The sequence below is a fragment of the Cupriavidus sp. FW305-3-2-15-C-LB2 genome, from assembly GCF_058787575.1.
In genome coordinates this window covers 14,097-38,562 of the sequence record NZ_JBYSZW010000067.1, presented here as the reverse complement: position 1 = coordinate 38,562, position 24,466 = coordinate 14,097, and the positions used below count along the sequence as shown (strand labels likewise).

Annotated in this window: 20 protein-coding genes, 2 tRNA genes and 2 pseudogenes; 16 read left to right on the top strand and 8 right to left on the bottom strand. The window is 63.5% G+C overall.

Features of this window, described 5'->3' with window-relative positions; genetic code table 11:
• Positions 1-440: pseudogene (locus AC3WRR_RS32315) on the bottom strand (polyphosphate kinase 1); the annotation flags it as partial.
• A 193-nt stretch (positions 441-633) separates the two neighbouring features.
• Here AC3WRR_RS32315 and ppx point away from each other — a divergent pair.
• Positions 634-2,166: an exopolyphosphatase gene (ppx, locus tag AC3WRR_RS32310; RefSeq protein ID WP_010814304.1), complete on the top strand. Its 1,533-nt coding sequence runs from the start codon at positions 634-636 to the stop codon at positions 2,164-2,166.
• 57 nt (positions 2,167-2,223) lie between these two features.
• Here ppx and AC3WRR_RS32305 read toward each other — a convergent pair whose 3' ends face one another.
• The 3 genes from AC3WRR_RS32305 to infA form a co-directional block, all read right to left on the bottom strand.
• Entirely contained in the window at positions 2,224-3,066 is an 843-nt protein-coding gene (locus AC3WRR_RS32305) for a GNAT family N-acetyltransferase (RefSeq protein WP_011615654.1), read from the bottom strand.
• A 347-nt stretch (positions 3,067-3,413) separates the two neighbouring features.
• Positions 3,414-3,890, bottom strand: coding sequence for a SixA phosphatase family protein (locus AC3WRR_RS32300; protein ID WP_010814302.1), 477 nt, complete (start codon positions 3,888-3,890; stop codon positions 3,414-3,416).
• A gap of 244 nt (positions 3,891-4,134) precedes the next feature.
• Positions 4,135-4,356 carry a translation initiation factor IF-1 gene (gene infA / locus AC3WRR_RS32295; protein WP_008641674.1) on the bottom strand — a complete coding sequence of 74 codons (222 nt, stop codon included), beginning with the start codon at positions 4,354-4,356 and terminating at the stop codon, positions 4,135-4,137.
• Positions 4,357-4,968: 612 nt separating this feature from the next.
• On the opposite strand from infA, the gene AC3WRR_RS32290 reads away from it, so the two are divergent.
• Positions 4,969-5,487, top strand: coding sequence for a hypothetical protein (locus tag AC3WRR_RS32290; RefSeq protein ID WP_010814300.1), 519 nt, complete (start codon positions 4,969-4,971; stop codon positions 5,485-5,487).
• A gap of 177 nt (positions 5,488-5,664) precedes the next feature.
• Positions 5,665-6,408, top strand: a complete 744-nt coding sequence (locus tag AC3WRR_RS32285; RefSeq protein ID WP_058697204.1) for a DNA polymerase III subunit epsilon — start codon at positions 5,665-5,667, stop codon at positions 6,406-6,408.
• A 93-nt stretch (positions 6,409-6,501) separates the two neighbouring features.
• Here AC3WRR_RS32285 and AC3WRR_RS32280 read toward each other — a convergent pair.
• Positions 6,502-6,578: transfer RNA gene (locus tag AC3WRR_RS32280), tRNA-Pro, on the bottom strand.
• A gap of 408 nt (positions 6,579-6,986) precedes the next feature.
• Here AC3WRR_RS32280 and AC3WRR_RS32275 point away from each other — a divergent pair.
• Together AC3WRR_RS32275 and AC3WRR_RS32270 are read left to right on the top strand one after the other, a co-directional pair.
• The gene (locus AC3WRR_RS32275) at positions 6,987-8,246 is read left to right on the top strand and encodes a GGDEF domain-containing protein (RefSeq protein ID WP_011615652.1); all 1,260 of its coding nucleotides are present in this window, start codon (positions 6,987-6,989) and stop codon (positions 8,244-8,246) included.
• 50 nt (positions 8,247-8,296) lie between these two features.
• A tRNA-Arg gene (locus AC3WRR_RS32270) sits at positions 8,297-8,373 on the top strand.
• Between the two features lie 160 nt (positions 8,374-8,533).
• Here AC3WRR_RS32270 and AC3WRR_RS32265 read toward each other — a convergent pair.
• Positions 8,534-8,860: pseudogene (locus AC3WRR_RS32265) on the bottom strand (gamma-glutamyltransferase); the annotation flags it as partial.
• 417 nt (positions 8,861-9,277) lie between these two features.
• Between AC3WRR_RS32265 and AC3WRR_RS32260 the strand changes: the two are divergent.
• The 4 genes from AC3WRR_RS32260 to AC3WRR_RS32245 all read left to right on the top strand — a co-directional run bounded on the left by AC3WRR_RS32260 (position 9,278) and on the right by AC3WRR_RS32245 (position 13,956).
• Positions 9,278-10,351, top strand: coding sequence for a porin (locus AC3WRR_RS32260; RefSeq protein ID WP_010814296.1), 1,074 nt, complete (start codon positions 9,278-9,280; stop codon positions 10,349-10,351).
• 137 nt (positions 10,352-10,488) lie between these two features.
• On the top strand, positions 10,489-11,349 hold the full coding sequence (locus AC3WRR_RS32255; RefSeq protein WP_058697203.1) for an HTD2 family dehydratase: 861 nt from the start codon (positions 10,489-10,491) through the stop codon (positions 11,347-11,349).
• 22 nt (positions 11,350-11,371) lie between these two features.
• Positions 11,372-12,562, top strand: a complete 1,191-nt coding sequence (locus tag AC3WRR_RS32250; RefSeq protein ID WP_492299142.1) for a CaiB/BaiF CoA transferase family protein — start codon at positions 11,372-11,374, stop codon at positions 12,560-12,562.
• 47 nt (positions 12,563-12,609) lie between these two features.
• The gene (locus AC3WRR_RS32245) at positions 12,610-13,956 is read left to right on the top strand and encodes a class-II fumarase/aspartase family protein (protein ID WP_454751033.1); all 1,347 of its coding nucleotides are present in this window, start codon (positions 12,610-12,612) and stop codon (positions 13,954-13,956) included.
• A gap of 75 nt (positions 13,957-14,031) precedes the next feature.
• Here AC3WRR_RS32245 and AC3WRR_RS32240 read toward each other — a convergent pair whose 3' ends face one another.
• Positions 14,032-14,961: a LysR family transcriptional regulator gene (locus AC3WRR_RS32240; RefSeq protein WP_010814292.1), complete on the bottom strand. Its 930-nt coding sequence runs from the start codon at positions 14,959-14,961 to the stop codon at positions 14,032-14,034.
• A 144-nt stretch (positions 14,962-15,105) separates the two neighbouring features.
• Here AC3WRR_RS32240 and AC3WRR_RS32235 point away from each other — a divergent pair, with 144 nt between their 5' ends.
• Complete coding sequence (locus tag AC3WRR_RS32235; RefSeq protein WP_011615648.1) at positions 15,106-16,077, top strand: Bug family tripartite tricarboxylate transporter substrate binding protein; 972 nt, start codon at positions 15,106-15,108, stop codon at positions 16,075-16,077.
• A gap of 1 nt (position 16,078) precedes the next feature.
• On the top strand, positions 16,079-18,118 hold the full coding sequence (locus AC3WRR_RS32230) for a 4-oxalomesaconate tautomerase (RefSeq protein ID WP_492299139.1): 2,040 nt from the start codon (positions 16,079-16,081) through the stop codon (positions 18,116-18,118).
• A 192-nt stretch (positions 18,119-18,310) separates the two neighbouring features.
• Here AC3WRR_RS32230 and AC3WRR_RS32225 read toward each other — a convergent pair whose 3' ends face one another.
• Complete coding sequence (locus AC3WRR_RS32225; RefSeq protein WP_492299137.1) at positions 18,311-18,631, bottom strand: hypothetical protein; 321 nt, start codon at positions 18,629-18,631, stop codon at positions 18,311-18,313.
• Between the two features lie 263 nt (positions 18,632-18,894).
• Between AC3WRR_RS32225 and AC3WRR_RS32220 the strand changes: the two genes are divergently transcribed.
• Genes AC3WRR_RS32220 through AC3WRR_RS32200 form a run of 5 tightly spaced genes read left to right on the top strand, consistent with a single transcriptional unit; the run spans position 18,895 to position 24,209 of the window.
• A complete protein-coding gene (locus AC3WRR_RS32220; protein WP_010814286.1) occupies positions 18,895-19,998 on the top strand; it encodes an AI-2E family transporter in 1,104 nt (367 codons plus the stop codon).
• Between the two features lie 18 nt (positions 19,999-20,016).
• On the top strand, positions 20,017-21,561 hold the full coding sequence (locus AC3WRR_RS32215) for an efflux transporter outer membrane subunit (RefSeq protein ID WP_010814285.1): 1,545 nt from the start codon (positions 20,017-20,019) through the stop codon (positions 21,559-21,561).
• Positions 21,562-21,581: 20 nt separating this feature from the next.
• Complete coding sequence (locus AC3WRR_RS32210; protein WP_454750779.1) at positions 21,582-22,709, top strand: HlyD family secretion protein; 1,128 nt, start codon at positions 21,582-21,584, stop codon at positions 22,707-22,709.
• A complete protein-coding gene (locus AC3WRR_RS32205) occupies positions 22,699-23,748 on the top strand; it encodes a DUF2955 domain-containing protein (RefSeq protein ID WP_011615645.1) in 1,050 nt (349 codons plus the stop codon). Before AC3WRR_RS32210 ends, AC3WRR_RS32205 begins: the two co-directional genes overlap by 11 nt.
• 11 nt (positions 23,749-23,759) lie before the next feature.
• Positions 23,760-24,209 (top strand): potassium channel family protein, encoded by a 450-nt coding sequence (locus tag AC3WRR_RS32200; RefSeq protein ID WP_010814282.1) that lies wholly within the window; start codon positions 23,760-23,762, stop codon positions 24,207-24,209.
• Positions 24,210-24,466: the final 257 nt, after the last annotated feature.

The window sequence follows — 24,466 nt, the reverse complement described above, 5'->3', positions numbered from 1 at the left end:
GGATCCAGTGCAATCGGGGTCAGCACCGGCCCCAGTTCGCGCTGGAAGAACTCGCGCGCCCATTCGCGCTGGGCGTCGGTCCAGGTGGTGGTCAGGTGGAAAAAGACCCCCTCTTTTTCAAGTAGTGGAAAAATGGTGTTCTGCAGCATGTCATACTGCGAAGCCACAAGCCGTTGCGTGCGCTCGGTGACAAGCTGGTAGGTCTGCTGGAATGACAGGCCGTCCGGCGTCAGTCCCGAGGCGTTGTCGCGCATCTGTTCCTTCAGGCCCGCCATGCGGATTTCAAAGAACTCGTCCAGGTTGCTGGACACGATGCAGATGAATTTCAGCCGCTCCAGCAGCGGGACCTTCGGGTCCGCCGCTTGCGCCAGCACGCGGGCATTGAATTCCAGGATGCCCAGTTCGCGGTTGAGCAGCGTACTGGACGGAGTCGTCGACATGAGCATGACCTTCTTTTGGTAATGTGGCGACTTTTTCATAAAAACGTGTCACTTTTATGACAGTTTGATTTTGTCATGATGCAGACATGATCAGGACATATTTTTCCCGGGCGCGAACGCCGGCAGGCCAAGGCACCAGAGCGCACCTGCCGCGCCACGCAACGCCAACGCGAACCAGCCCTCCTAGCACACGATGAATAACACCCCACGCCTGCTGGCTGCCGTCGATATGGGTTCGAACAGCTTCCGCCTGATGATCGGGCGGGTGGACGAGACCCCCACGGCCAATGGCCCGGCCAGCCAGATCTTCCAGGTTGACGCGCTGCGCGAGCCGGTCCGCCTGGCCGCCGGCCTGACGCCCGACAAATACCTGGACCAGCCCGCGCGGCGCCGCGGTATCGATGCGCTGCGGCGCTTCGGCGACCGGCTGCGCGAGTTCGCGCCCAACCAGGTGCGCGCCGTTGCCACCAACACATTGCGCGTGGCCAAGAACGCGTCCGAGTTCCTGATCGAGGCCGAAAGCGCGCTGGGCTTCCCGATCGAAGTGATCGCCGGGCGCGAGGAAGCGCGGCTGATCTACCTCGGGGCCTCGCACGACGCCCCGGCCTGCCAGGGCAACCGCCTGGTGGTCGATATCGGCGGCGGCTCGACCGAGTTCATCATCGGCAACGGCTACCAGTCCAAGCTGATGGAAAGCCTGTATATCGGCTGCGTGTCGCACAGCCGCCAGTTCTTCCCCAGCGGCAACGTCGATGAATACGCGATGAAGCAGGCCGAGCTGGCCGCGCGCCGCGAGATCCAGGTGCTGGTGCGCCAGTACCGGGCCACGGGCTGGGAGCAGGCGGTCGGCTCGTCGGGCACGGCGCGCGCGCTGGCCGAGCTGATCGAACTCAATGGCATGAACGACAGCACCGCCGAGCACGGTATCACGCGCGAAGGGCTGGAGCGCCTCAAGCGCGCGCTGATCAAGGCCGAGAACACCAACCGCGTCAAGCTGACCGGCCTCAAGGCGGACCGCATCCCGGTGCTGCCGGGCGGCTTGTCGATCATGCTGGGCGTGTTTGCCGAACTCGATATCGAGCGCATGGATGTCACCGACGGCGCGCTGCGGCTAGGTGTGCTGTACGACCTGCTCGGACGCAGCCACCACGAGGACATGCGCACCGTCACGGTGGACCAGTTCATGCGCCGCTATGGCGTGGACCGGGCCCAGTCCGGCCGCGTGCGCCGTGCCGCGCAGACGCTGCTGTCACAGTTCCCGGAGCCGGCCAACGAACGGCGCGAGGACAACCTGGCGCTGCTGGGCTGGGCCGCCAGCCTGCATGAGACCGGCATGTCGATCTCGCACAGCGGCTACCACAAGCATTCGGCCTATATCGCCACCCATGCCGATATGCCGGGCTTTTCCAAGACCGACCAGGCGCGGCTGGCGACGCTGCTGCTGGGCCATGCGGGCAAGCTCGGCAAGCTGTCGGGCAGCGGCAGGTTCGTCGACTGGCGCATGCTGTTCAGCCTGCGCCTGGCCTTTGTGCTGTGCCGCCGCCGCTCGGATGTGGCCTTGCCCGATATCCGCGTGAGCCAGTTGGCCGAGGCGCTGGACGAAGGCTTCACCGTGCGCTTGCCGAAGGCGTGGATCGAGGCCAATCCGCTGATCGAATACAGCCTGGCGCAGGAGGCTGATGAATGGCAGCGGATCGGCAAGCGCTACAAGGTCATCTATGACTGAGCGCAGTGCGGAGGGCGGCCGCCGGGGCGGCGGCCGCTGACAGGCAGCTGGCGCCGCTCAGGCGGCGTTGTTCAGGCCGAGGAAGTGGCGGGCGTAGCGCGGGTTCATGTCGTTCACGCGCAGCAGCGTCAGGAAGTCAGCCACGTTGAAGTCCGGATCCCAGGCCGGCTGGCCGCAGATCTTTGCGCCCAGGCGCAGGTAGCCCTTGATCAGCGCGGGCGGCTCGACGTCGAGCTGCTGGTTCAGGTCCTCGACCGGCAGCGGCACGCGCGGGAAGGCGTGGTATTCGATTGGCGCCAGCGAGCGCTCGCTGAACAGCCGGTGCAGGCTGGCCGCGTAGTGGCCGCCGTCGTTCATCGGCACGCTGGCGCAGCCGAGCATCGATTCGATGCCCCAACGCTGCAGGTACTCGCCCAGGCCGCCCCACAGCGCCATGATGACGCTGCCCGAACGGTAGTCGCGGTGCACACAGGAGCGGCCCAGTTCCAGCATCTTGGGGCGCAGGTGGCCCAGGCGTACCAGGTCGAATTCAGATTCCGCGTACAGGCAGCCCAGGCGCTTGGCCTGGTGCGGCGGCAGCACGCGGTACGTGCCCACCACGCGCAGCGTGGCCATGTCGCGCACGATCAGGTGGTCGCAGTAGGCATCGAACATGTCGATGTCCAGCTCCGGCACCGAAGAGGTCAGGCGCGCGCCCATTTCCTCGGCAAAAACCTTGTAGCGCAGGCGCTGGGCTTCGACTACTTCGTCCTGGTGGCGCGCCCACGCCACGCTGAGAACAGGCGATTCATGTGCCGGTGTATCTGATTGGCGATGAAGACGGCTCCGCGCCGTCTGGCCACCAAGGCCATTGGGCAGAGAGTCGAAAAGCGGCTGGGTGGGCGTCGGCAGATCTCGCATCAGTATGTCCTTTTGGTGACGAAACTGTTGCGATGCAATGTAGTGAGAGTGGGTGACATTGCCGTGACCCGGGGATGACGGTTCCGTGACGTCACCTGCCAGGGCGGACGGTCGGGCGCTTTCGGGCGATGGGTCAGGGTGTGAGTCGCGATCCTCGACGTCAATATAACGATCGGCCGGGCCATTCATGGGGAATCTCCGTGACACCTGCTATCGGCACCGGAAGAGGCGCCAAGGCCACTCTACTTACGGGAGATTCCGCCCGCCATCAGCTATTTCTGATTTTGGCGGGACAAAATGGGCCAGGTGCCGTCAGGCGGCACCTGGCATACGGGTTGGGGCGGGGCTCAGAGGAATTCTGGGTTGATGACGGCGCGCAGCACGGTCTGCGCCTCGCTTTCGCGGGTGCGGCCGGTCAGCCACCAGATGCCGCTCTTGCGCACGCTCCAGTTCATTTCCGAGCCGGCCAGCAGCAGGCTGGCGACGCGGCCGATCCAGGGCTGGTGCCCGACTACCACCACGTGCTCGGGGCGTTCCGGCCACTCGACTGCTGCAAGCACTGCGCTGACGTCGGCGCCGGGCGCAAGGGCGTCACTGATCTCCGCCTCGGCAGACAGCGCGGCCGCCGTTTCGCGGGTGCGCAGCGCAGGGCTGCAAAGGACGCGGGTGTCGGCCGGCAGATGTGCGCGCAGCCATTTGGCGGATACCTCCGCCTGCTTGCGGCCGCGGCGTGTCAGTGGCCGCTGCAGGTCGGCATGGCGGCTCAGGCTGAGCGCGTCGGGGAGGTCTTCGGCTTCGGCGTGGCGCCACAGGATCAGGTTCATGTCGGACGGGGCAATGAGCGAGCTTCGAGTATGGTGAAGCGGCCCGACCGGTGCAAGCGCCAGCTGGCCCGCGCCGGTGCGCAGGCCAGGCTGCACGCGGCGCGTAAACGGAAGCAGGCTGCCTGTCGGGCAGCCCGCAAGTGTGTCCAGGCGCGGTGTCAGCGGCGTGACAGCGCGTCGGCGCACAACGGCCGCGGCGCGGGCGACAGCCGCGCATGCGGTATCGCCGGGGCCGTGCAGAAACTCAGGACTTGTGGCGGAAGTTGATGCGTCCCTTGGTCAGGTCATAGGGCGACATTTCCAGGGTGACACGGTCGCCGGCCAGGATGCGGATGCGGTGCTTCTGCATCTTGCCCGAAGCGTATGCCCAGATTTCGACGCCGTTTTCCAGCGTGACCCGATAGCGGTTGTCAGGCAGGGCTTCCGACACCACGCCGCCAAATTCAATGAGTTCTTCCTTAGCCAATCTGTCTTCCTTTTCGGCAGCCCGTGAAGGCTGCGTGGTTGCGATTTCAAAAATCCTGTTCGGTTCGCCCGGTACGGCGCGGAACCGCGGCATGTTTCGCCGATTGCGGCGAAGCGCGCCTTGGGTTGTTCGGGGCAAGCTCACGCGGACTGCGGCGCGCGGCGCCTGATGCTCGGTCCTGTCAGCGGTATCGCCCAACGGGCGCGGATGGCTTGGGCGACGGCCTGGCCGCTGACGGCCGGGGAGGCCGTGTGCTTTGCGGAGCAGGCGGGCAGGTTGTACCCGGTGGTTCGCCAGTTTGGTGTCGTCGCGGAAGGCCCGCGCCGGCGGCTGCTGTTCGCTCGCGAAGAGCGCGCTGGTGAGAACGCCCGGTTACAGGGATGCACGGACACCCCGGGGGCTACTTTGACATTGTATCACGTACGCAGTTGCAGCATGGCCGGCACGTTGCGGCAGATGGCCGGCCGCGGCGGTTGCACCGTGCCGCCAAAGTCGGCAATTCATGTGCCTTGGAAGGCGCGTCTTGCGGTCTGGCCGGCTTGGTATTTGCTCCATATGAGCTAGAACTAACTCGTACGGCCTTGCCGGGCCGGATCTCGCAAGGAGACTGCCATGGAACTCCATCTGGAATCGCACCGCTACGTTCGCTGCCGGCCGGACTGGCGGGCCGCCGTGGTGGCGGGGCTGATTGCCGGCGCGGTCTACATGGTGCTGGAACTGCTCACGGCGCGCTTCCTGCTGTACCAGGGCGCCTGGGGCACCGTGAAGATGGTCGCGGCCATCATCCTCGGGCGTGAAGCCCTGTCTGCTGATGCCTTCAACTGGACAGTCGTGCTTTCGGCGGGGACGGTGCACTTCGCGCTGTCGATCATCCTGGCGGCGGTACTGGCGATGATTCTGTCGTCATTCCGCTTCGATTCCAGCCTGTGGCTGGCCTCGGTGGTCGGGATCGTGTTTGGCGTGGTGGTCTACCTGGTCAATTTCTATCTGCTGGGGACCTACTTCAACTGGTTCGACGAGGCCCGCGGCTGGGAAAGCCTGTTCGCCCACGCGCTCTTCGGGTTGGTGGCGGCCGACGTCTATTGCAATCTCGAGCGACGGCGTGGCGAAACGGGGCAGCAGCCTGCCTGAACCAGGAGATGGAGATGGGGGAGGGGGCAGCAGCCGGCATCCTCCCGGCTGGCGCTCTTTCAGCTAGCCCATCTGGTTGATATGACGTTTAACGCGCTCGCACTAACCTAGAGGCAAACGATCAGAGCGGCCGCCGCCAACCATGCCCGCGGGCGGCTACACCGGAGTACCGAGCCCATGCGGGTTGCAATCGTCAGTACCGAAACCACCGGGCTCACGCCAGCGGACGAGCCTGTCAGCATCGGCCTGTTGCTTGTCGAAGTGGCGCCGCGGGCTGGCACGCTATTGCGGGAGATCACTGACTATTACGGTTCGCAGGAGCCCACCGTGCCGATCGGTGAAGCTGCCACCGGCACGCACGGGTTGACCGCGGAGATGCTGCGCGGGCGGCGCTTTGACGTCGATGCCATCCGCGCCATCGTCGACGACGCGGATGTGCTGGTCGCCCACGGCGCCGAATTCCACGCGCGGATGCTGGGAAAAGTGCTTCCCGACATCCAGCACAAGCGCTGGCGCTGCTCGGTGCGCCAGGTCCGCTGGTCCCAGTACTTCCACGCCCCCAACCACAAGCTCGATACGCTGTGCGAGCACCTGCGCATCTTCCGGCCCCGGCCGCAGGTTGCGCTGGATGATTGCCTGGCGCTGTCCAGGTTGCTGTTTCAGCACATGGGTGCAGCCGACCAAGCCACGCCCATGGGCTTCCTGCTGGCCGAGTCCGACTTCGTGCCGCGTATTGCGATCAGCGTGCCTGTGCCATCGGCGCCGCCGCCGTCACCTGCGGTCCCGGCCGACGCCGGCCAGTCATGGATGCCAAAGGTTGAGACCAGCCATGCTGGCCCAAGCCGGGGGCTGGTCATCGTCGCGGTGATGCTGGTGCTGTTCGCGGGGGCGCTGATCTGGCCGGACTTGCTGCAGTGGTGAGAACAGACCTGTCCGGCGCTTGGAGGCCGCTTGGCTGAAAAGAAAAACGGCCTGGATCTTTCGATCCAGGCCGTTGTTTCCACTGGGTATTTCTGGTCGGAGCGATAGGATTCGAACCTACGACCCTCTGATCCCAAATCAGATGCGCTACCAGGCTGCGCTACGCTCCGAAGCCGGCCATTGTAGCCGGGCCCCGCGATCGCGGTCAATCTAATGTGATGATGCCCGCTCTGGCGCACTCAGCCTTGCCGGCCTGCTCCCCCTTCTGGCGGGGACGCTTTGGCTTGACTTGGGTTTGCGCGCTGGGATAATCCGCACACCGCACCAGTCCGACCGGCGTGCTTTTGGGAACGCCCGGTTTGCCTATTCCTTCCGGACTGACCTGATCACCACAACAATAACGGCGCTCCCGCCCGCGGCGGGCGCCTCGACGTGTTTGCGTCTGCCGGCCGGCGGCGCCAGGCGTTCTGAAACCGGGTATGCGGCTTTGATAACAACGGTCCGACACAGGACCGGTAAAGAGCAGGTAACAGCGGCGCCATGCGGCGCACCGCTTGTCGCCTTGGACGGGAATGAAGATGTTTCAGTCGCACATAGTTGTGCTCATCGCGGGGTTGTTCGCCCTGCAGATGGCTGTGGTTTGCGTGGTGTTGCGCCGCTCGGCGGGCATGGATCGCAGCGGCCTGACGTCGTGGGCGCTGGGAAGCGTGCTGGCCGCAATGGCAGCGGCCCTGGCAGCGGTGCAGGAACTGCGCCCGCTGTGGCTGGTACTGGAATCGAGCGACCTGGCACTGCTGGCGGCGCTCTCGGTCATGGCAGTGGGCGCGCGGCATTTCGCGGGCCGGCCCGGCCGCGCCGCGCCGTTGCTGGCGCTGAACCTGGCAGCCGCGGCGGCGGTGGCCTGGCACGACCTGGCGCCTCAATATCTTGCCGTGCCGCCGCTGATGCCGGAGATGGCACCGCTGCTGACGATGTGCCACATCGCACTGCTGCTGGACCTGGCCCGCAGCGCGTGGCCGTCGGTGCCGGCCACGCGCGGCACCGGCCGGCTGGCAGCGTTGTCGCTGGTATTGATCGTCATCGCCGCGGCGGCCATCAACGCATGGACCGTGGCGCTGCCGCTGGCGGCAGTCATGCAGGGCGGCGCCTGGCCGCGGCCGATGCCGTGGGACGGCGAGCTCGCCATGCTCAATATCTTTGCACTGGTGGGCGTGTCGGTCAGCTTTGCGCTGATGGCACACGACCGGCTGCGGCGTATGCTGGAGCGGCGCGCGCGCCATGACGACCTGACCGATGTGCTGCTGCGCGGCGCGTTCTGGGAAGAGCTGGAGGCAGCCTGCCTGCGCGCCGAGCGGCAGCGCAAGCCCCTGACGGTGGCCTTTGTCGACCTCGATCACTTCAAGGCAATCAATGATGTCTACGGCCACCTGGCGGGCGACAGCGTGCTGCGGCATTTCGCCGGGCAGCTGCGCAAGAATTTTGGCCAGCTCGAGGTGGCGGGGCGCCTGGGCGGCGAGGAATTTGCCATCCTGATGCCGGATACGGCGCTGGAGCAGGGCCGGCTGGCCTGCCTGCGGCTGGCCACGGCGGTGCGCGCCACGCCATGCCCGTCCGAGCCCGATCCGATCGCCTATACCGTCAGCATCGGCCTGGCGGCGCGGCAGCCGGGCGAAGGCGCCGATGCGTTGATGCGCCGTGCCGACCGTGCGCTATACGACGCCAAGCTGAAAGGGCGCAACTGCGTGTCCCTGCATCCGGCGGGCAGCGAGGCGGGCACCGATGGCGGCGCGGCCGATGGCCACTACATCACGCGCGGACAGCCGCGCGCCGCATCCTGACCTGCGCCGCTTGTCACTGCGCAGCGGTGCTGCGGTAGAATGCCGCCTTCGCGTCCTTAGCTCAGTTGGATAGAGCACTCGCCTTCTAAGCGAGCGGTCAGAGGTTCGAATCCTCTAGGACGCGCCAGTGAAATCAAGGGTTTGCGGGGTGTCGCCCGCGCAGGCCGAAGCGCGCCCCACGTCAGTGGGCAATCTGCGGGCATTTCTGGCCTTCGATGCGAGTGCCATGGAGCTCAGAACGGTCAGTGGCCGACTTTATCGGCTGCGCGACACCGCCAGCGTGGCGGACCTCTCTTCGCGTCGTGGACCACCATGAAGCCCCCTCCGCCGATATTGCCGGCATTGGGTAGGGCTACCGCGTGCGCGAAGCCCACCGCCACCGCCGCGTCCACCGCGTTGCCGCCAGCCTTCAGGATGTCCAGGCCGATCCGCGTGGCCGGTTCCTGCTCCGTCGCCACCATGCCGTTGCGCGCCACCACCGGGTGGAACACGTCCACGTCCATGTCGAAGTCGTAGGCGGCGCTGGCGGCCTGTGCTGTCGCGGTGGTGGCCGGCGCCAAGACGGCCGGTTCTGCAATGACAGGCGCATAGCGCGGGGCGGCGGTCTGTGCGATAGGGGCGGTGTTGCAGGGAAGCTCTCGCAAAAGGACCCATCCCGTTTGCGAAGGTTTTCGAGTGCCCCGACGTGACCCGCCCTTTGGCCGGTCGGCGACGCATGCCAAACATGCGGATTGGCAATCGGAGATTGGATGGAAACCCCCGGGGGTGCGTCGAAAGGCTTATGTGAGGCCGTCGTGACTGTTAGCCACGTCTCGCCCCGCCTTGCGCGCATTTCAGCCCATTAATGGCGGCAACTTCTCGCGCCGTCTACGTGGCAGCAATCCCTCCTGTTTTGATGCGAGGAATGCATCAATTCATCGAAACATTGCAATTCCCCTCTGCAAGTTGTCTCTGCAAACTGGCATCAATTCGCCTTTCCCGTTCGCGGGGCAGGGGGAGGTGACGACAATAAGCCGAAATGGGGAGACAGGATGGGCATCGAACAAGAACGGAAAAGTCGGTTAAACGGGAAGTTGGCGGCCGGGGCGGTCCTTGGAATTGCGATCACTACTACTGTTCAGGCACAGAGTTCGTCCGGAGTAAGCCTGTACGGCATCATCGATACCACCATTCGCTACTCAAACAATAACCAGGGCGACAATAAGTTGGCTGCGTTAACCGACGGCTATTTCAACGGCTCACGCTGGGGCATGCGGGGCAACGAGGCGCTCGGAGGCGGATTGTCCGCCATCTTCAATTTGGAGAGTGGCTTTGATCCCTCGACCGGCGTATCGCAGCAAGGCACCACAACGGCAAACTATGGACAGCAGAGTACCGGCGGTCAGGGGCGTTTGTTTGGAAGGCAGGCATGGGTCGGATTGAACCACGAGCGCTTCGGTAGGCTAACGTTCGGCCGGCAATTCACCACCGGCTACGATGCGACCGCCCGCTTTCAGCCTAACGGTCACCCCAATCTGGACGCAGTCACCATCTTTAACGGCTATACGGGACCGCGCCAAGACAACATGGCGAAATACGTCGGACAATGGGGAGCGCTATCTGCGGGAGCGTATTACACCTTTGGCGAAGTGTCGGGTCATATGAAGCCGAGCTCTAGTTACGGCGCAACTCTCGGCTATAAGCAGGGACCGGTGGACGTCGGTGGCTTCTGGCAGCAGGCCAACGCGCTAACCACGCCCGAGTCGAGAAAAGTCTGGGGCGTGGGTGGCAACTATCAATGGGGGATAGTCAAGCTAACCTTCGGCTATCTAAACAATCGATTCGATGTGAGCCCGACGCGAAACGATGTATTCAGTGGCGGCTTCGCTGTGGCGGCTACCTCTGCTCTCACGCTATCCGTTGCGTCGCACTACGACCGCCAGCGCAATGCCTCCGGTAGCCGCATTATGGTGACCGGCGTCGCGGACTACAACCTTTCAAAGCGCACTGACATTTACGCCGAAATTGATTTCAATCGCATCAACGGTGCCTATGCGCTGCCCACCTTCATGGGAGTGAAAGGCAGCAAAGTCGGCGGTGGCATCGGCTTGCGACATCGCTTCTAGAGCGGTCCTTTGTTCTGCCAGGCGGCTAACTGGTGCGTCGGCGCTTCAATGTGCCCAACTATTCTTCGAATTGATCTAACTCCGCTGGTCCCGCGCGTGAACGGCATTCGGGCTAGCACAAATGCAAGGAGCCAGCAGTGGACGAACAGGCAGTTGACCCCAGGACGTGGATTGGACGCAGCGAGCAGTGGGAGGACACGGTCACTGCCGCGCCGATCGCAGCGCTGCGTGCGACGTTGGATTACCCCGCAGCAGCGCAGACAGCAGGCACTCCCTTGCCGCCACTGTGGCATTGGCTTTATTTCTTACCCATGCATCGTCAAAGCGAAATTGGGCACGATGGCCATGCCAAGCGCGGCGGCTTTCTACCCCCTGTGCCATTGCCCCGCCGCATGTGGGCAGGCGGCCAATTCGAGTTTCGCCATCCACTTCGGGTGGGCGACAAGATCCAGCGCACCTCCGTCATCGACGATGTTACAAGCAAGGAGGGGCGGACCGGAAAGTTAGTATTTGTAAGAGTGCGTCATGAGATCCGCGCCATCGGTACTGCGGAACCGGCGTTAGTGGAGTTTCACGACATCGTTTACCGAGGGGCACAGCAGTCGGGCGAGGCGCCTGTCATGCCCCAAGCGGCGCCCGCGGAAGCGGCTTGGCAGCGCCAAATTGTTCCGGACGACGTCTTGCTGTTCCGCTATTCGGCCCTGACTTTCAATGGGCATCGCATCCACTATGACCGCCGCTACGTGACAGAGGTCGAAGGCTACCCCGGCTTGATTGTCCACGGCCCGCTGATCGCTACGTTGCTGCTGGATCTGCTGCGGCGCGAATTGCCCCAGGCCGAGGTCGCCAGCTTTCGATTCCGTGCGGTGCGCCCGACCTTCGACCTGCATCCCTTCCGGGTCAGCGGTCAACCGCAGTCTGACGGCAAAACAGTTCGCTTGTGGGCATCCGACCACGAGGGCTGGCTGACCATGGACGCCACGGCAGTCCTTCGCTGATTTCGCTTTACGGAAGATCCTGATGCAACCCCTCAAAGACATCACGGTTGTCACATTTGAACACGCGATTGCGGCGCCTTTTGCCACGCGGCAGCTTGCCGATCTGGGTGCACGAGTTATTAAGATCGAGCGGCCTGGGGTCGGCGATTTCGCCCGTGGTTACGATGAGCGGGTCCGTGGCCTGGCCTCGCATTTTGTCTGGACAAACCGCTCGAAGGAAAGCCTGACGCTCGATGTCAAGCACCCGGCCGCGGCTGGCGTATTACAGCGTCTGATTGAGGAAAAGGCGGACGTGGTGGTTCAGAACCTCGCACCAGGCGCCGCAGCACGGCTTGGTCTGGGCTATGAAACGCTTTCCGCCGTAAAGCCCCAAATCATTGTGTGTGATATTTCGGGCTATGGCGACAACCCGAAGAATCCCGGACCATACCGCGACAAGAAGGCCTATGACCTTCTCGTTCAGGGCGAAGCCGGATTTCTGTCCGTGACGGGGACACCTGACGTGCCTTGCAAGGCTGGGCCTTCCATTGCCGATATCGCCGCCGGCATGTATGCCTACACAAACATTCTGGCCGCCCTGTTACAACGCAATCAGACGGGCCGAGGGCAACGTATTGACATCTCCATGCTAGAGGCGCTGGCGGAATGGAATAGTTACCCTCTCTACTACGCTTTTGATGGGGCACAGCCGCCGCAGCGCACGGGCGCAAGCCACGCCACAATCTACCCCTATGGACCGTTTCCGGCTGGCGATGGGGCGACAGTAATGTTGGGGTTGCAGAACGAGCGGGAATGGGCAAACTTCTGCAACACAGTGCTCCAGCGGCCCGAACTGATCGAAGATCCCCGCTTTAGCTCAAACTCGAGACGCGTGGCCGAGCGCACTGCACTGAGGCAGATCATCGTAGATGCCTTTTTGCCTCTAACCGGTGCTCAAGTGGTGCAGCGATTGGAGTTGGCCCAGATCGCAAATGCCAGTGTCAATGACATGCAGGGGGTGTGGGAGCATGCTCAACTCAAGGCGCGCGGCCGCTGGACTGAAGTCGACTCGCCCAAGGGCATGCTGCCGGCTCTCTTGCCCCCAGGGACCTGGAACGAAGGGCCGCGTATGGATCCGATACCGGCACTTGGTCAGCACACCGACACAATTCTCGCGGAGCTTGGATATGCCTCCGACGAAATCGCCGTGATGCGCGCTGATAGCGTCGTGTAACGCCTGGCCTAGCGCACCATACATGTGACCTAACGGAGACGTAACCTATGGCTTCCACCATCATTGATTCCCGCATTTTTGGCGACATGTTTAGCGACGCGCGCATGCGCGAAGTGTGGTCCGATGAAAACCGCACGGCTAAATACCTGGACATCGAGCGAGCATTGGCAAAAGTGCAAGGTGAGCTTGGCATCATCCCGCAGGAAGCGGCCGACGAGATCGTCAAGAATTGCGAACTTTCCCAAATTGACTGGGTTAAGCTCAAGGCAAAGACCGAACAGATCGGATATCCGATTATCGCGGTGGTCAACCAGATCAACGCGAACTGCCGGGATGGGCTTGGCGAATTCTGCCATTGGGGCGCCACCACCCAGGACATTACCGACACAGCGGCGGTGTTGCAGATGCGCGAGGGCCTGGCACTGATCGAGTCGGATCTCGACGACATCGCTGACGCGCTTGCGACGCTGGCGAAGCAGTACCGCGACACGCCGGTGATCGGTCGGTCCAACCTGCAGCAGGCCACCCCTATTACGTTCGGCTACAAGATGGCCAGCATCCTTGCTGGCATCGAGCGCCACCGCGAGCGGCTGCGGCAGTTGAAGCCGCGAGTGCTAATGGGTGAGTTCGGCGGCGCATCCGGTACGCTTTCCTCGTTGCAGACGGGAGCCATGGAAACACAGGCTGCGTTGATGAAGGAACTTGGGCTGGCGCAGCCACTGATCTCCTGGCACACGGTGCGCGATACGATTGCCGAAGTGGGCGCGTTTCTCGGACTCGTCGGCGGCTCGCTCGGCAAGATCGCCATGGACGTGAAGCTCATGATGCAGACCGAAGTTGCCGAGGTGTTCGAACCCTTTGCGCCGGGGCGCGGCTCTTCATCGACCATGCCGCAGAAGCGCAACCCGATTTCGTGCCTGTACATCCACGCCAACATCTCGGTTGCACGGCAGCACGCGGCGGCCCTGATGGATGCGATGGTGGCTGATCACGAGCGTTCAACAGGCCCGTGGGAGATCGAATGGGTATCCCTACCGGAGATCTTTTGCCTGATTTCCGGTGCCCTGAAGCAGGCGAAGTTCGTGTTGCAGGGCTTGGAAGTGGACGCGGCTCGCATGCGCGCGAATATCGACATGACAAACGGGCTAGTTATGTCTGAGGCGGTGATGATGGGCCTGGGTCCATATATTGGGCGCGAGTATGCGCACGATCTGGTCTATGACCTTTGCCGCGAGGCCATTGCCAACAACCGACCCTTGATCGACATCCTCGCGGCACATCCGGAAGTAAGCAGCCACGTGTCACGCGCACAACTCGAGGCCATGTGCGATCCACGCAACAATCTTGGCCAAGCCGGCGTAATGGTCGACAGGGTACTGGCTAGCCGGCGCTAAGACGCACTGCCAAGAAGAGCATGCCGGCCTGCCGTCCGTGAGCCGTCGGCGCGCCAAGGTCGGTCCGCGGGGCGATTATTTGCCACGCCGTTTGCCGGCGGGCGCGCCACGTCTTGGTCGTGTTTCGCAAAGGAAGTCATAGAGCTGCTGCGCGGCAGGTGTTAAGGATCGGCTCTTGCGGCGTATTAACCCAATTTTGCGCGTCACGACCGGGTCGGTTAGTGGGACACTAACTAGAAGCGGATGATCTGGACCTGGCATGGCGATGGATGGCACCGCTGCGATGCCAAGCCCGGCTTCGACCAAGCCCAAGGTCGTGGTGACGTGCTGCGTCTCGTAGATACTCTGCGGCAATCGTGACACGTTCGAAAGCGCCTGATCGAGGAGCAGCCGGTTGCCGGAAGCTTTGCTGACCGAGATGTAGTCATATTCGGCGAGGTCTGCCCAGGTCACTTGCCGTCGCTCCGCGAGTGGATGATCGCGACGGCAGGCCGCAACGAACCGTTCCTCCAGCAAGGGCCTGAATTCAATGTCTGGCTCTTGGCCTCCCACGAAATCGATCCCGAAATCTGCTTCACTGCGCGACACCGCTGACAGTACCTCGTTTGCGCTGGCATCCAGAATCTTTACCCGAATCTTCGGATACTGCGCGTGGTAACGCGAGATGACTTGCGGCAAGAAGTAATAAACCGTCGACGGTACGCAAGCAATAGTCACTTCCCCCATCCGCGTCGTTGTCACTCCGCGTATGCCCAGCAGTGCCTGATCCAGTTCGTCAAGTATCTCCTTTACCTTTCGGTCGAAATCCCGGCCGACGGTCGTAAGGCTAACCCGGCGGGTGGTGCGGTCGAGTAAGCGCACTCCCAAGGCCTCTTCAAGCTTGTCTATGCGACGGCTAAAGGCCGGCTGTGAGACGTTCAGGGAGGTGGCCGCCTTGCGGAAGCTATTCAGTTCGGCAACGGCACGAAACGCCTGCAAATCATTGAGGTTGAAGTTGATGGTCATTGCACTTTCCCGAGCGTCATCACTGATGCGCATTGTGCATCAATTGATCCTAAAAATTCAATTCACTAAAAGAAGGGAAACCACGAACATGACCAGACGGCTCCAGTAGGCCGACCAAAAAACCACATCATACGGAGCAGACAGATGCAATCATCGAAGCGACTTTTACTTTGCAGCATTGCGATCGCGGTATCACTTGGCAGCGTCAGCGCCTTTGGTGCGTTCCCTGACAAGAGAATTTCGCTGGTAGTGCCCACCGCAGCGGGAGGCGCTAATGACGCCATGGCGCGGGTAGTTGGCCAGGCAATGTCGACCATTCTCAATCAGACAATCGTGGTCGACAACAAAGCGGGGGCGAACGGCGCGATTGCCAGTGAGTTTGTCATGCGTGCCCCACCGGACGGCTACACGTTGCTACTCGGCTACGTGGCGACACATGCCATGAACCCTGCGCTGCAGAAGCTTCGGTACGATCCCGTTAAGGATTTTGTGCCCGTCGGCATGGTGGGTTCTTCGGCAACCGTGATGGTCGTCAATCCAAACCTGAAGGCCAACGATGCCAAGGGAGTCGTGACGCTACTCAAAGCAACGCCAGGAAAGATCAGTTACGCGTCGGCGGGCAATGGAACCGCTCCGCATTTTGCCGCGGAGATGTTCAAACTCTCGACCGGCACCGAGATGCTTCATGTGCCGTATAAGGGGTCAGCTCCGGCGATTAACGACACAGTTGCCGGGCAGACACAAGTGATGTTTCCGAGCCTTTTCACCGCCATGCCCCAGTTGAAGAACGGCAAGCTGAAGGCGGTCGGGATTGCAGGCAGCAAGCGCTCTTCGCTGATGCCAGAGTTGCCCACGCTGAAGGAACAAGGGATCGACGACGTTGATGTCTCCCAGTGGTATGCCATCTTCGCCCCCGCGAACACACCAGCCCCCGTTGTAGAAGCATTGAACAAGGCATTAAACCAGGCGTTGAAGGATAAAGCCGTTGTCCAGCGTTTGGAGGGACAAGGCGCAGAGGTTACGACCATGTCCACGGCCCAGATGCGAACATTTATTCAGGAGGAACAGGTCAAGTGGAAGAAAGTAGTTCAGGCGGCAAAACTGAAGGCGGACTGAGATGAGCAAGACAATACCTTGCGTGCTGATGCGAGCCGGCACCTCGCGCGGGCCGTTCTTTCTGCGGGAGTGGCTGCCCGAAAGCGTAGAGGCTCGCGACCAGGCGTTGATCGGTGCCATCGGTGCCTCCGACCCGCTTCAACTGGACGGGGTGGGCGGCGGTAGCACGCTGAACAGCAAGGTGGCGATTGTTTCGCGATCCACGCAACCCGGCTGTGACCTTGACTACCTGTTCGTACAGGTAGGAGTGGGTAACTCCTCGGTGGACACCCGGCCCAACTGCGGCAATATGCTTTCCGGAGTCGCACCCTTTGCGATCGAGCAAGGACTGGTTGCAGCCCAACTCGGCTCAACCCGCGTGCGCGTTCACAACGTCAATACAGGGTCGCGAATCGATGTGACGGTCCGCACGCCTAACGGGCGGGTCACCTATGACGGCGACACTCGAATCGATGGCGTTGCGGGCACTGGGTCACCAATCTTGCTCGATTTCGTCGATGCGTGGGGCGCAGTGACCGGAAAGGTCTTTCCGACGGGCAACCGCGTTGACCTGATTGACGGCATCGAAGTGACTTGTATCGATGCGGCGATGCCATTGATGCTCGTCCGGGCACGCGACCTCGGTGTCAGTGGACGCGAGGCGCCGGCCACGCTCGACAATGATCCGATACTGCTTGCGCGTCTGGAAGCGCTGCGCTTGCAGGCTGGGCAGTTGATGGGGCTGGGCGACGTCTCGGACAGCGTTATTCCAAAGCCAGTCCTGGTCGGCCCCGGCGATTCGCCGGAAAGCATTACGTCGCGCTACTTTACGCCCCGCAAATGTCATGCGTCGCATGCAGTCACCGGCGCCATCGGCGTTGCCAGCGCATTCGCCTTACCTGGGACGGTTGCTAGCCAATTGACCCGATTGCCCGGCCGCCACGCACTTGTCGTCTTGCACCCAGCGGGACGGATCGAAGTGGAGGTGGAATTGGAGGGGGAGGGTGATGCGGCTACTGTAACAAGAGCGGCTCTCGTTCGAACGGCACGCAAGATCATAGAAGGTCAGCTCCATCTGCCCGAATATGTCTTCTCGCGGCCGGAAGGCAGCCGAGTAAAGCAGGCCTCGGCTCGGCATTCATTGCGGATCATCGTACCAACCCGTGCCGGAGGCGGCAACGATCTTGTGGCGCATCTTATTGGTCCCAGGCTTGGGCGACTGCTGGGGCATGACGTCATCATCGATAACCGTCCCGGTGCCAACGGCGGCATCGCCTGCGAGTACGTGGCGCGGGCAGTACCCGATGGTCAGACGCTCTTGCTCGGCTATATTGGAACTCATTCAATGAATCCGGCCCTGCAACCTGTTGGGTATGATCCGGTTTCGTCTTTTTCTCCGGTCGGGCTTATAGGATCGTCACCGATATTGTTGGTGGCGAATCCAATGCAGACGCCGCTTGACCTGGGTACGCTGGTCGCCCACATGAAGCGCGAGCCTGGAAGGTTTCGCTACGCGTCCGCAGGGGACGGTACACCGCCGCACTTTGCCGCAGAGCTTTTCCAACTGGCCACTGGCACTTCGATGCGCAGTACTACCTTCGAGGGCGCAGCGCCTGCCATCGCGTCGACCATTGATGGACGGACACAGGTTATGTTCGCGAGCCTGCTGACAGCGTATCGGCCGGTGGGTGCCGGTCAGTTGCGAGCACTGGCAGTCGCCGGACCCAAACGTCTGCCAGTGCTGCCAGAAGTACCGACGCTTGCGGAGTTGGGCGTGAGGGGCATGGAATTGACTCAGTGGTATGGTCTGTTTGCCCCGGCGGGAACTGCTGCCACGATGGTGGAGCAGCTCAATGGCGCCTTGGCTGCAGTCCTACGGGATCCAGAGGTCAAAGAGGGCTTCGAGAGCTACGGCGCAGCCCCCGAGCCGGGCGGTTCCGAACTTCTCGCAAGACGGGTGGAGACTGAACTAGAGCGCTGGCAGCGCATTGTTAGGGTGTCAGGTCTTGCGCCGTCGTCGATCGACGGTGACCCAGTGCAACAGTTTCTGGAGCCCTGCTAAATTACCTCGTAAGAGGTAGCGGTCGGTAACCGATGTGGTGCCTGCAACCGGCGCACGCTCGATTGTTGGGGTTCGCCTGCCTGCGAAAACGGAGATACTTTGGGACAACAGAACCGGTTATGGACGGCCGCCATGCTCGACCATCGCTGTGATGAGCCGGCCAAGGACTGCCTACAGTCTTGCAACTGCATATCAGCCGGGTTCCGTGTCGGCTCGAAGGAAGTCGGCAATGATTTCGGCAGACCTGCAAGAGTTGATGAAGGGATTTCCGGCCAGGCTCCCCGCATTACGTGGCGGGGCCTTGCACTGACTCGATCGTCGCAATATGGTAAATGCCGCCGCGCGCGTACCGCCCCCTGAGAAGGCGAGGATGACCAGGTTTTCGTTGTCCGCCGAATACTGGGGGCGCGTGAAGAAGCGATAGCCGGCACCCTGGTCCGCGTGCGCGATCGTCGGATTGACTGGCCGGGAGGCGCAGGCGGCAAGCAGAAGCAGCATCGAAATGACGGCCAAGGCTGAGGTCGGCGATCTGGCAATAGGTCCTCCGCGGCGACTGCAGGACGAACCGGACCGAGCGGGTCGGCGTGCTGCAACTCCCCCAATACTAGTCGGCCAATGTAGCGATTGGCATACGTTTTGAGGTTGTCCCGGCGCGGCCACTCGTCTAGACTGGATTTCACCTGCCCAAGAGACCGGTACTTAACCTGGCTTGGCGAATGCGCGGCGGTGAGGCCGCCGATCCGGTACCTTTGCGGTGATCTGCAGGGAGACAAGCGATGTTGCCCACGCCCACTTCAGAGAGAGCGCTGTCCCGCGGACTACTCGATGTGCTGATCCGTGCCGGGCTGATCGCGGTGCTGGCAATCTTCTGCTTCCGGATATTCCGCCCCTTCCTCGATCTCATTGTCTGGTCCGTGATCCTGGCGGTGACCATCTACCCGCTCCAGGTCAGGCTCAGGCGCAGGCTGGGCAACAAGGACGGCCGCGCCGCCACGCTGATCGTGCTGGCCGCCATCGCCATCATTGCGCTGCCAGCCTACCTGCTGGGCGCCGCCATGATCGACTCGATGGAGAATGCGATCGCCATCGTCAAGAGCGAAGGCATTCATATTCCGCCACCGCATGAGTCGGTCGCCAGCTGGCCGCTGGTTGGCCAGCGCCTGTATGACCTCTGGCTGCAAGCCGCCTCGGACCTGGCCAGCGTGGTGCAGACGCTGGCGCCTCAGATCAAGGAAATCAGCCTGGCCGTGCTGGCCGCAGCCGCCGGCATCGGCAAGGGGCTGCTGATCTTCGTCTTCGCGCTGATTATCGGGGGCATCTTCATGGCCTACGGCGAGGCCGGCAACCGCAGCACCGTGCAGATTGCCTCGCGCATTTTCGGCCTGGAGCGGGGCCAGCGCATCGCCACGCTATGCACCGCGACCATCCGCGCTGTGGCGCAGGGCGTGGTCGGCATCGCCTTCATCCAGATGCTGCTGATCGGCATAGGTTTTGTGATCAAGGGGGTTCCTGCCGCGGGCGTGCTGGCCATGGCCGTGCTGCTGCTGGGCATCGCGCAGTTGCCGGCAACGCTGATCACGGTGCCGGTGATCATCTATGTCTTTGCCACGGAAGGTGCCAGCGTTGCCACTATCGTCTTCGCCATCTATGTCTTCGTGGCGGGACTGGCCGACAACGTGCTCAAGCCACTGCTGCTCGGGCGCGGCGTCGATGTGCCGATGCCGGTGGTATTGATCGGTGCCCTGGGCGGCATGGTGACAGGCGGCGTGATCGGCCTGTTTATCGGTCCGGTGGTGCTTGCGGTCGGGTATCAGCTGTTCTGGCAATGGGTGGAAGACCCGCCGCCGCAAGCGGATCCCGGCAACCAGCAACAGACCTGAAGTGGTCCGGGGTCACGCATGTCGCGCTGGAATCATCCGCTGCGCGCATTGCTGGCCTGCGCCTGTTGCCTTGGCGGCTGCGCGCGCCTGGGGCCGGATTTCCAGCCGCAGCATGCGCCCTGGACGCAGCAGTGGCACAGCCCGGCGCTTGAGCAGGCGACCGAGCAGCGGGCCCAGCCCGACATCCGCGAGTGGTGGCAGGTCTTTGCCGACCCGACGCTCGAACGCCTGGTCGCCGAAGCCGACGCGCACAATGCCAGCCTGCGGATTGCCGGCCTGCGCGTGATGGAAGCGCGCGCCCAACTGGGCATTGCCCAGAGCGGGCGCTTCCCGCAACTGCAGCAGGCCAGTGCCGATGCCCTGTACACGGACCGCCGGCAGGCCGGCGGCCTGAACCCGCAGAACAGCCGCTTCTGGCAATACAGCGCGGGCTTCGACATCGGCTGGGAACTCGATTTCTGGGGCCGCTTCAGCCGCGCCATCGAATCTGCCGATGCTGTCTATTTTGCCGCCCGAGCCAACCGCGACGATGTGCTGGTGTTGCTGCGCGCCCAGGTGGCTGAGACCTACTTTGCGCTGCGCACGGCCGAGGCACGGCTGCGCATCGCCCGCGACAACGCAGCGCTGCAAAAGCGCAGCCTTGAGATCACCGAGCGGCTGTTCAAGAGTGGCGAGACCGACGAGCTCGACCTGCAGCAAGCGAAGACGCAGTACCTGGGCACCCTGAGCAGCATTCCTGAATTTGAAAGCCAGATCATGCGCACCCGCAATGCCCTGGCGGTGCTGATGGGCCGCCCGCCAGGCCCGTTGCCGGAGCTGCCGGAACTGGTGGGCAAGGAAGGGGTGATTCCACTGATCGATCGCGCAGTACTGCAGGATGTGCCTGCCAGCCTGTTGTTGCGTCGTCCGGATATTCGCGCCGCCGAGCTGCAGATTGCCGCGCAATCGGCGCTGATCGGCGTGGCCGAAGCCGATCTCTATCCGTCGCTGACGTTGCTGGGCAGCATTGTCTGGTCCGCCAGCACGCTGGCCGGCACGCCCAACAGCCTGGCCCTGATCGGTGGCCCCAGCCTGCGCTGGAGCGTGTTCGACTACGGCCGCATCAAGAACACCGTGCGCGTGCAGGACGCCCGCCTGCAGCAGCTGATCGTCGCCTACCAGGATGCCGTGCGGCAGGCGGCGCGCGAGGCCGACGATGCCGCCAGTGCCCTGATCAAGGCGCTGGATCGCGAGCAGATCCTGCGCGACAGCGCGCTGGCCGCCAGGCGTTCGCTGACGCTGGCCAACGCGCTCTACCGCGAAGGCTACTCGGACTTCCAGCGCGTGCTGGATGCTCAGCGTGCGCTGGCCACCCAGCAGGACGCCTACCTGGTCAACCGCAGCAATGCCGTCAGCAACCTGATCGCCTTGTACAAGGCCCTCGGCGGCAGCTGGCACAGCGAGCAGCCACTGGTGGACCCGGCCACCCGTCAGCAGATGCAGCAACGCACCGACTGGGGGAACCTGCTGGATGAACCGGGCCCGCCGTCCGCCGGTGCCAGCCTCCCAGTGAAGCAGAGGTAGATCTCCCTGAGCGAGTGCCGATGAGCGATGCCCCGCAACCCACCGCAGCCCCAGCGCCCAGCGCACCGCCGCCCGCCGCCGACCCGGCAAGGAAGGGCGTGCGCTGGGTGCTCTTGCTGATCGTCATCAGCCTGACCTGGTACCTGTTTGCCGACCGGTTGACCCCATACACGCAGCAGGCGCGGGTACAGGCTTTCGTGGTGCCGGTTGCGGCGGAAGTGTCCGGGCGTGTGACCAAGGTGCATGTGCGCAACAACCAGGACGTCGCGGCAGGCACAGTCCTGTTCGAGGTGGATCCCCAGCACTACAAGATTGCCGTGGACCGCGCCCGCGCCGATCTGGAGTCGACACGCCGGCAGATCGGCGCCAGCACCGCGGGCATCGAATCGGCGCAGGCATCGCTGCGCGCAGCACGCGCCAACGAGCTCAAGGCGCGCCAGGACAGGGACCGCCTGGAGCGCCTGTACAGCGATGATCCCGGCACCATTTCCCTGCGCCGTCTGGAGGTGGCGCGCGCCAGCCTCGAGCAGGCTGTCAGCCAGGTCGCCGCCGCCAAGGCCGAGGTCCAGCGTGCGCGCGAACAGCAGGGGGGCAGCGAGGAAGAGAACGCCAAGCTGCGCAGCGCCGCCACTGCCCTGGAAAAGGCCGAACTGGATCTCGCCAATACGCAGGTGCGGGCGCGCGCCGCCGGGCTGGTCACCGACCTGCGCACCGATGCCGGCCAGTATGCCGCGGCCGGCAATCCGGTCATGACGCTGATCGCGATCCACGATCTGTGGATCAGCGCGGAGATGACCGAGAACAACCTGGGCCGTGTCGAGCCCGGCACGCCGGTTGCCATCGTGCTGGATGCGCTGCCGGGCAGGATCTTTGAGGGCCGGGTGCGCAGTGTCGGCTATGGCGTCAACGTCGGCCCGAGCACGCCGCCGGGCAGCTTGCCGACGGTGCAGAACAGCCGAGACTGGCTGCGTCCGGCGCAACGCTTCCCGGTGGTGGTCGAGATTGCCCAGGGCGAACTCGCCTCGATGCGCGGCATTCGCGTGGGCGGGCAGGCCGAGGTCATGGCGTTTCCCACCCAGGGCAACCCGCTCAATCCGCTCGGCCGTGTATTCCTGTACCTGATGAGCTGGCTTTCCTATGTCTACTGACAGCCCGGTGCTGCCGATGCCCGCGCGCGATCCACGCGCCCAGCGTTCGCTGCGCGTGGCGAGCGGCACCGCGCTGTGCCTGGCGGCCAGCTTCGGCCTGGGCCTGCCGATCCCCATGCTCGCGCCGGTGCTCGGCGTGTTCCTGCTGGCCAGCGTCAACCAGCCGGTGTCGCCCAAGGCCGGGCTGGGCCTGGTGCTGGTCGTGATGCTGACCACCGGCACTGGCCTGCTGCTGATCCCCATGCTGCGCTACTACCCCGTCAGCGGCGTGCTGATGATCGGCCTGTGCCTGTTCCTGGCCTTTAGCTACGGACTGCGCGGCGGCAACAACCTGGTCTCCACCTTCCTGGTGATCGGCCTGACCATGATCTCGGCGGCGGGCACCTTCGATTTCGGGCTGGCGGTCATGGTCATCGGTGCCCTGGTCAAGGGGCTGCTCGTCGCGGTCGTGGTGCTGGCACTTTGCCACTGGCTCTTTCCCGAACCGGCCGGCGCGCAGGCGCGGCCTGCGGCCAAGGCCTTGCCGGATGACCAGGCCGCCTGGATTGCGCTGCGTGCGGCGCTGGTGGTGATGCCGGCCTTCCTGCTGGCGCTGAACGACCCGGCCGCGTACATCCCGATCATCATGAAAGCGGTCAGCCTCGGCCGGCAAAGCTGCACCACCACGGCACGCGGCGCCGGGCGCGAACTGCTTGGCTCGACCTTGTTCGGTGGCGTGCTGGCCATCCTGTTCTGGTGCGCACTCAGCCTGTTCGTGCATTTGTGGATGTACTTCCTGTGGATGCTGCTGTTTGGCCTGCTGGCGGCGCGCAAGCTGTATGGCCTCAGCCCGTCGCGGTACCCGCCAGGCTTCTGGGTGAACACTCTCGTGACGCTGATCATCCTGCTGGGCCAGTCCGTGCAGGACAGCGCGGCCGGGAAGGATGTCTATACCGCCTTCGCCGTGCGCATGGGCCTGTTTGTGGGCGTCACGCTGTATGCCTGGCTGATGATCGAGCTGCTCGACCAGCCGCGCGGCGCACGACGGCATGCCCGCTGAAGAGGCCGGTCATGCTGAGCAACCTGCTGATCGGCCTTCCCGTAATGCTGCTCTGCCTGCTGCTGCAGGCGGTCTTCGTGGCTATCTGCCTGCGCTACTACGTGCGCTTCAAGCATGTCCGGCAAGGCCGCGAATCGCTCGGGCAGGACATCCTGCTGTTGTCGGTCGTGATGGTGCTGATGTTGCTCGGCAACTTCGTGCAGATGGCGATCTGGGCCGTCTTGTTCATGCTGTTGGGCGAGTTCGGCGATTTCGCCACCGCGCTCTATCACTCGGGCGTGAACTTCGCCACGCTGGGCTACGGCGATATCGTCATGTCCGAAGCCCGGCGCTTGCTGGGGCCGCTCGAGGCGGCCAACGGCATCCTGATGTTCGGCGTCTCCACCGCAGTGATGACCGCGGCGGTGCTGGACGTGATCAAGCGCAACCCGGCCAGGCTGCGGCAGGACGAGGGGCCATAGGGATGGGGGCGTCGGGCGCAGCCCGGGCCGGGACTGGGACGGTTCTAATATCGGATGCCGAATCGCGGGCGGGGTCGGGCAATCGATGCATCCCGATCTCTGCGAAAGCTGGCCCGCCGCGGGCGACTCTTCGGCCGGCTGCACTCGCCATTCAACGATCCAGGGAAACTCTGATGATTGCACGGCGAGCAAGCATAGCGGGCGCCACAAAGCAGCGGGGGGGGGGGGGGGGGGGGGGGGGGGGGGGGGGGGGGGGG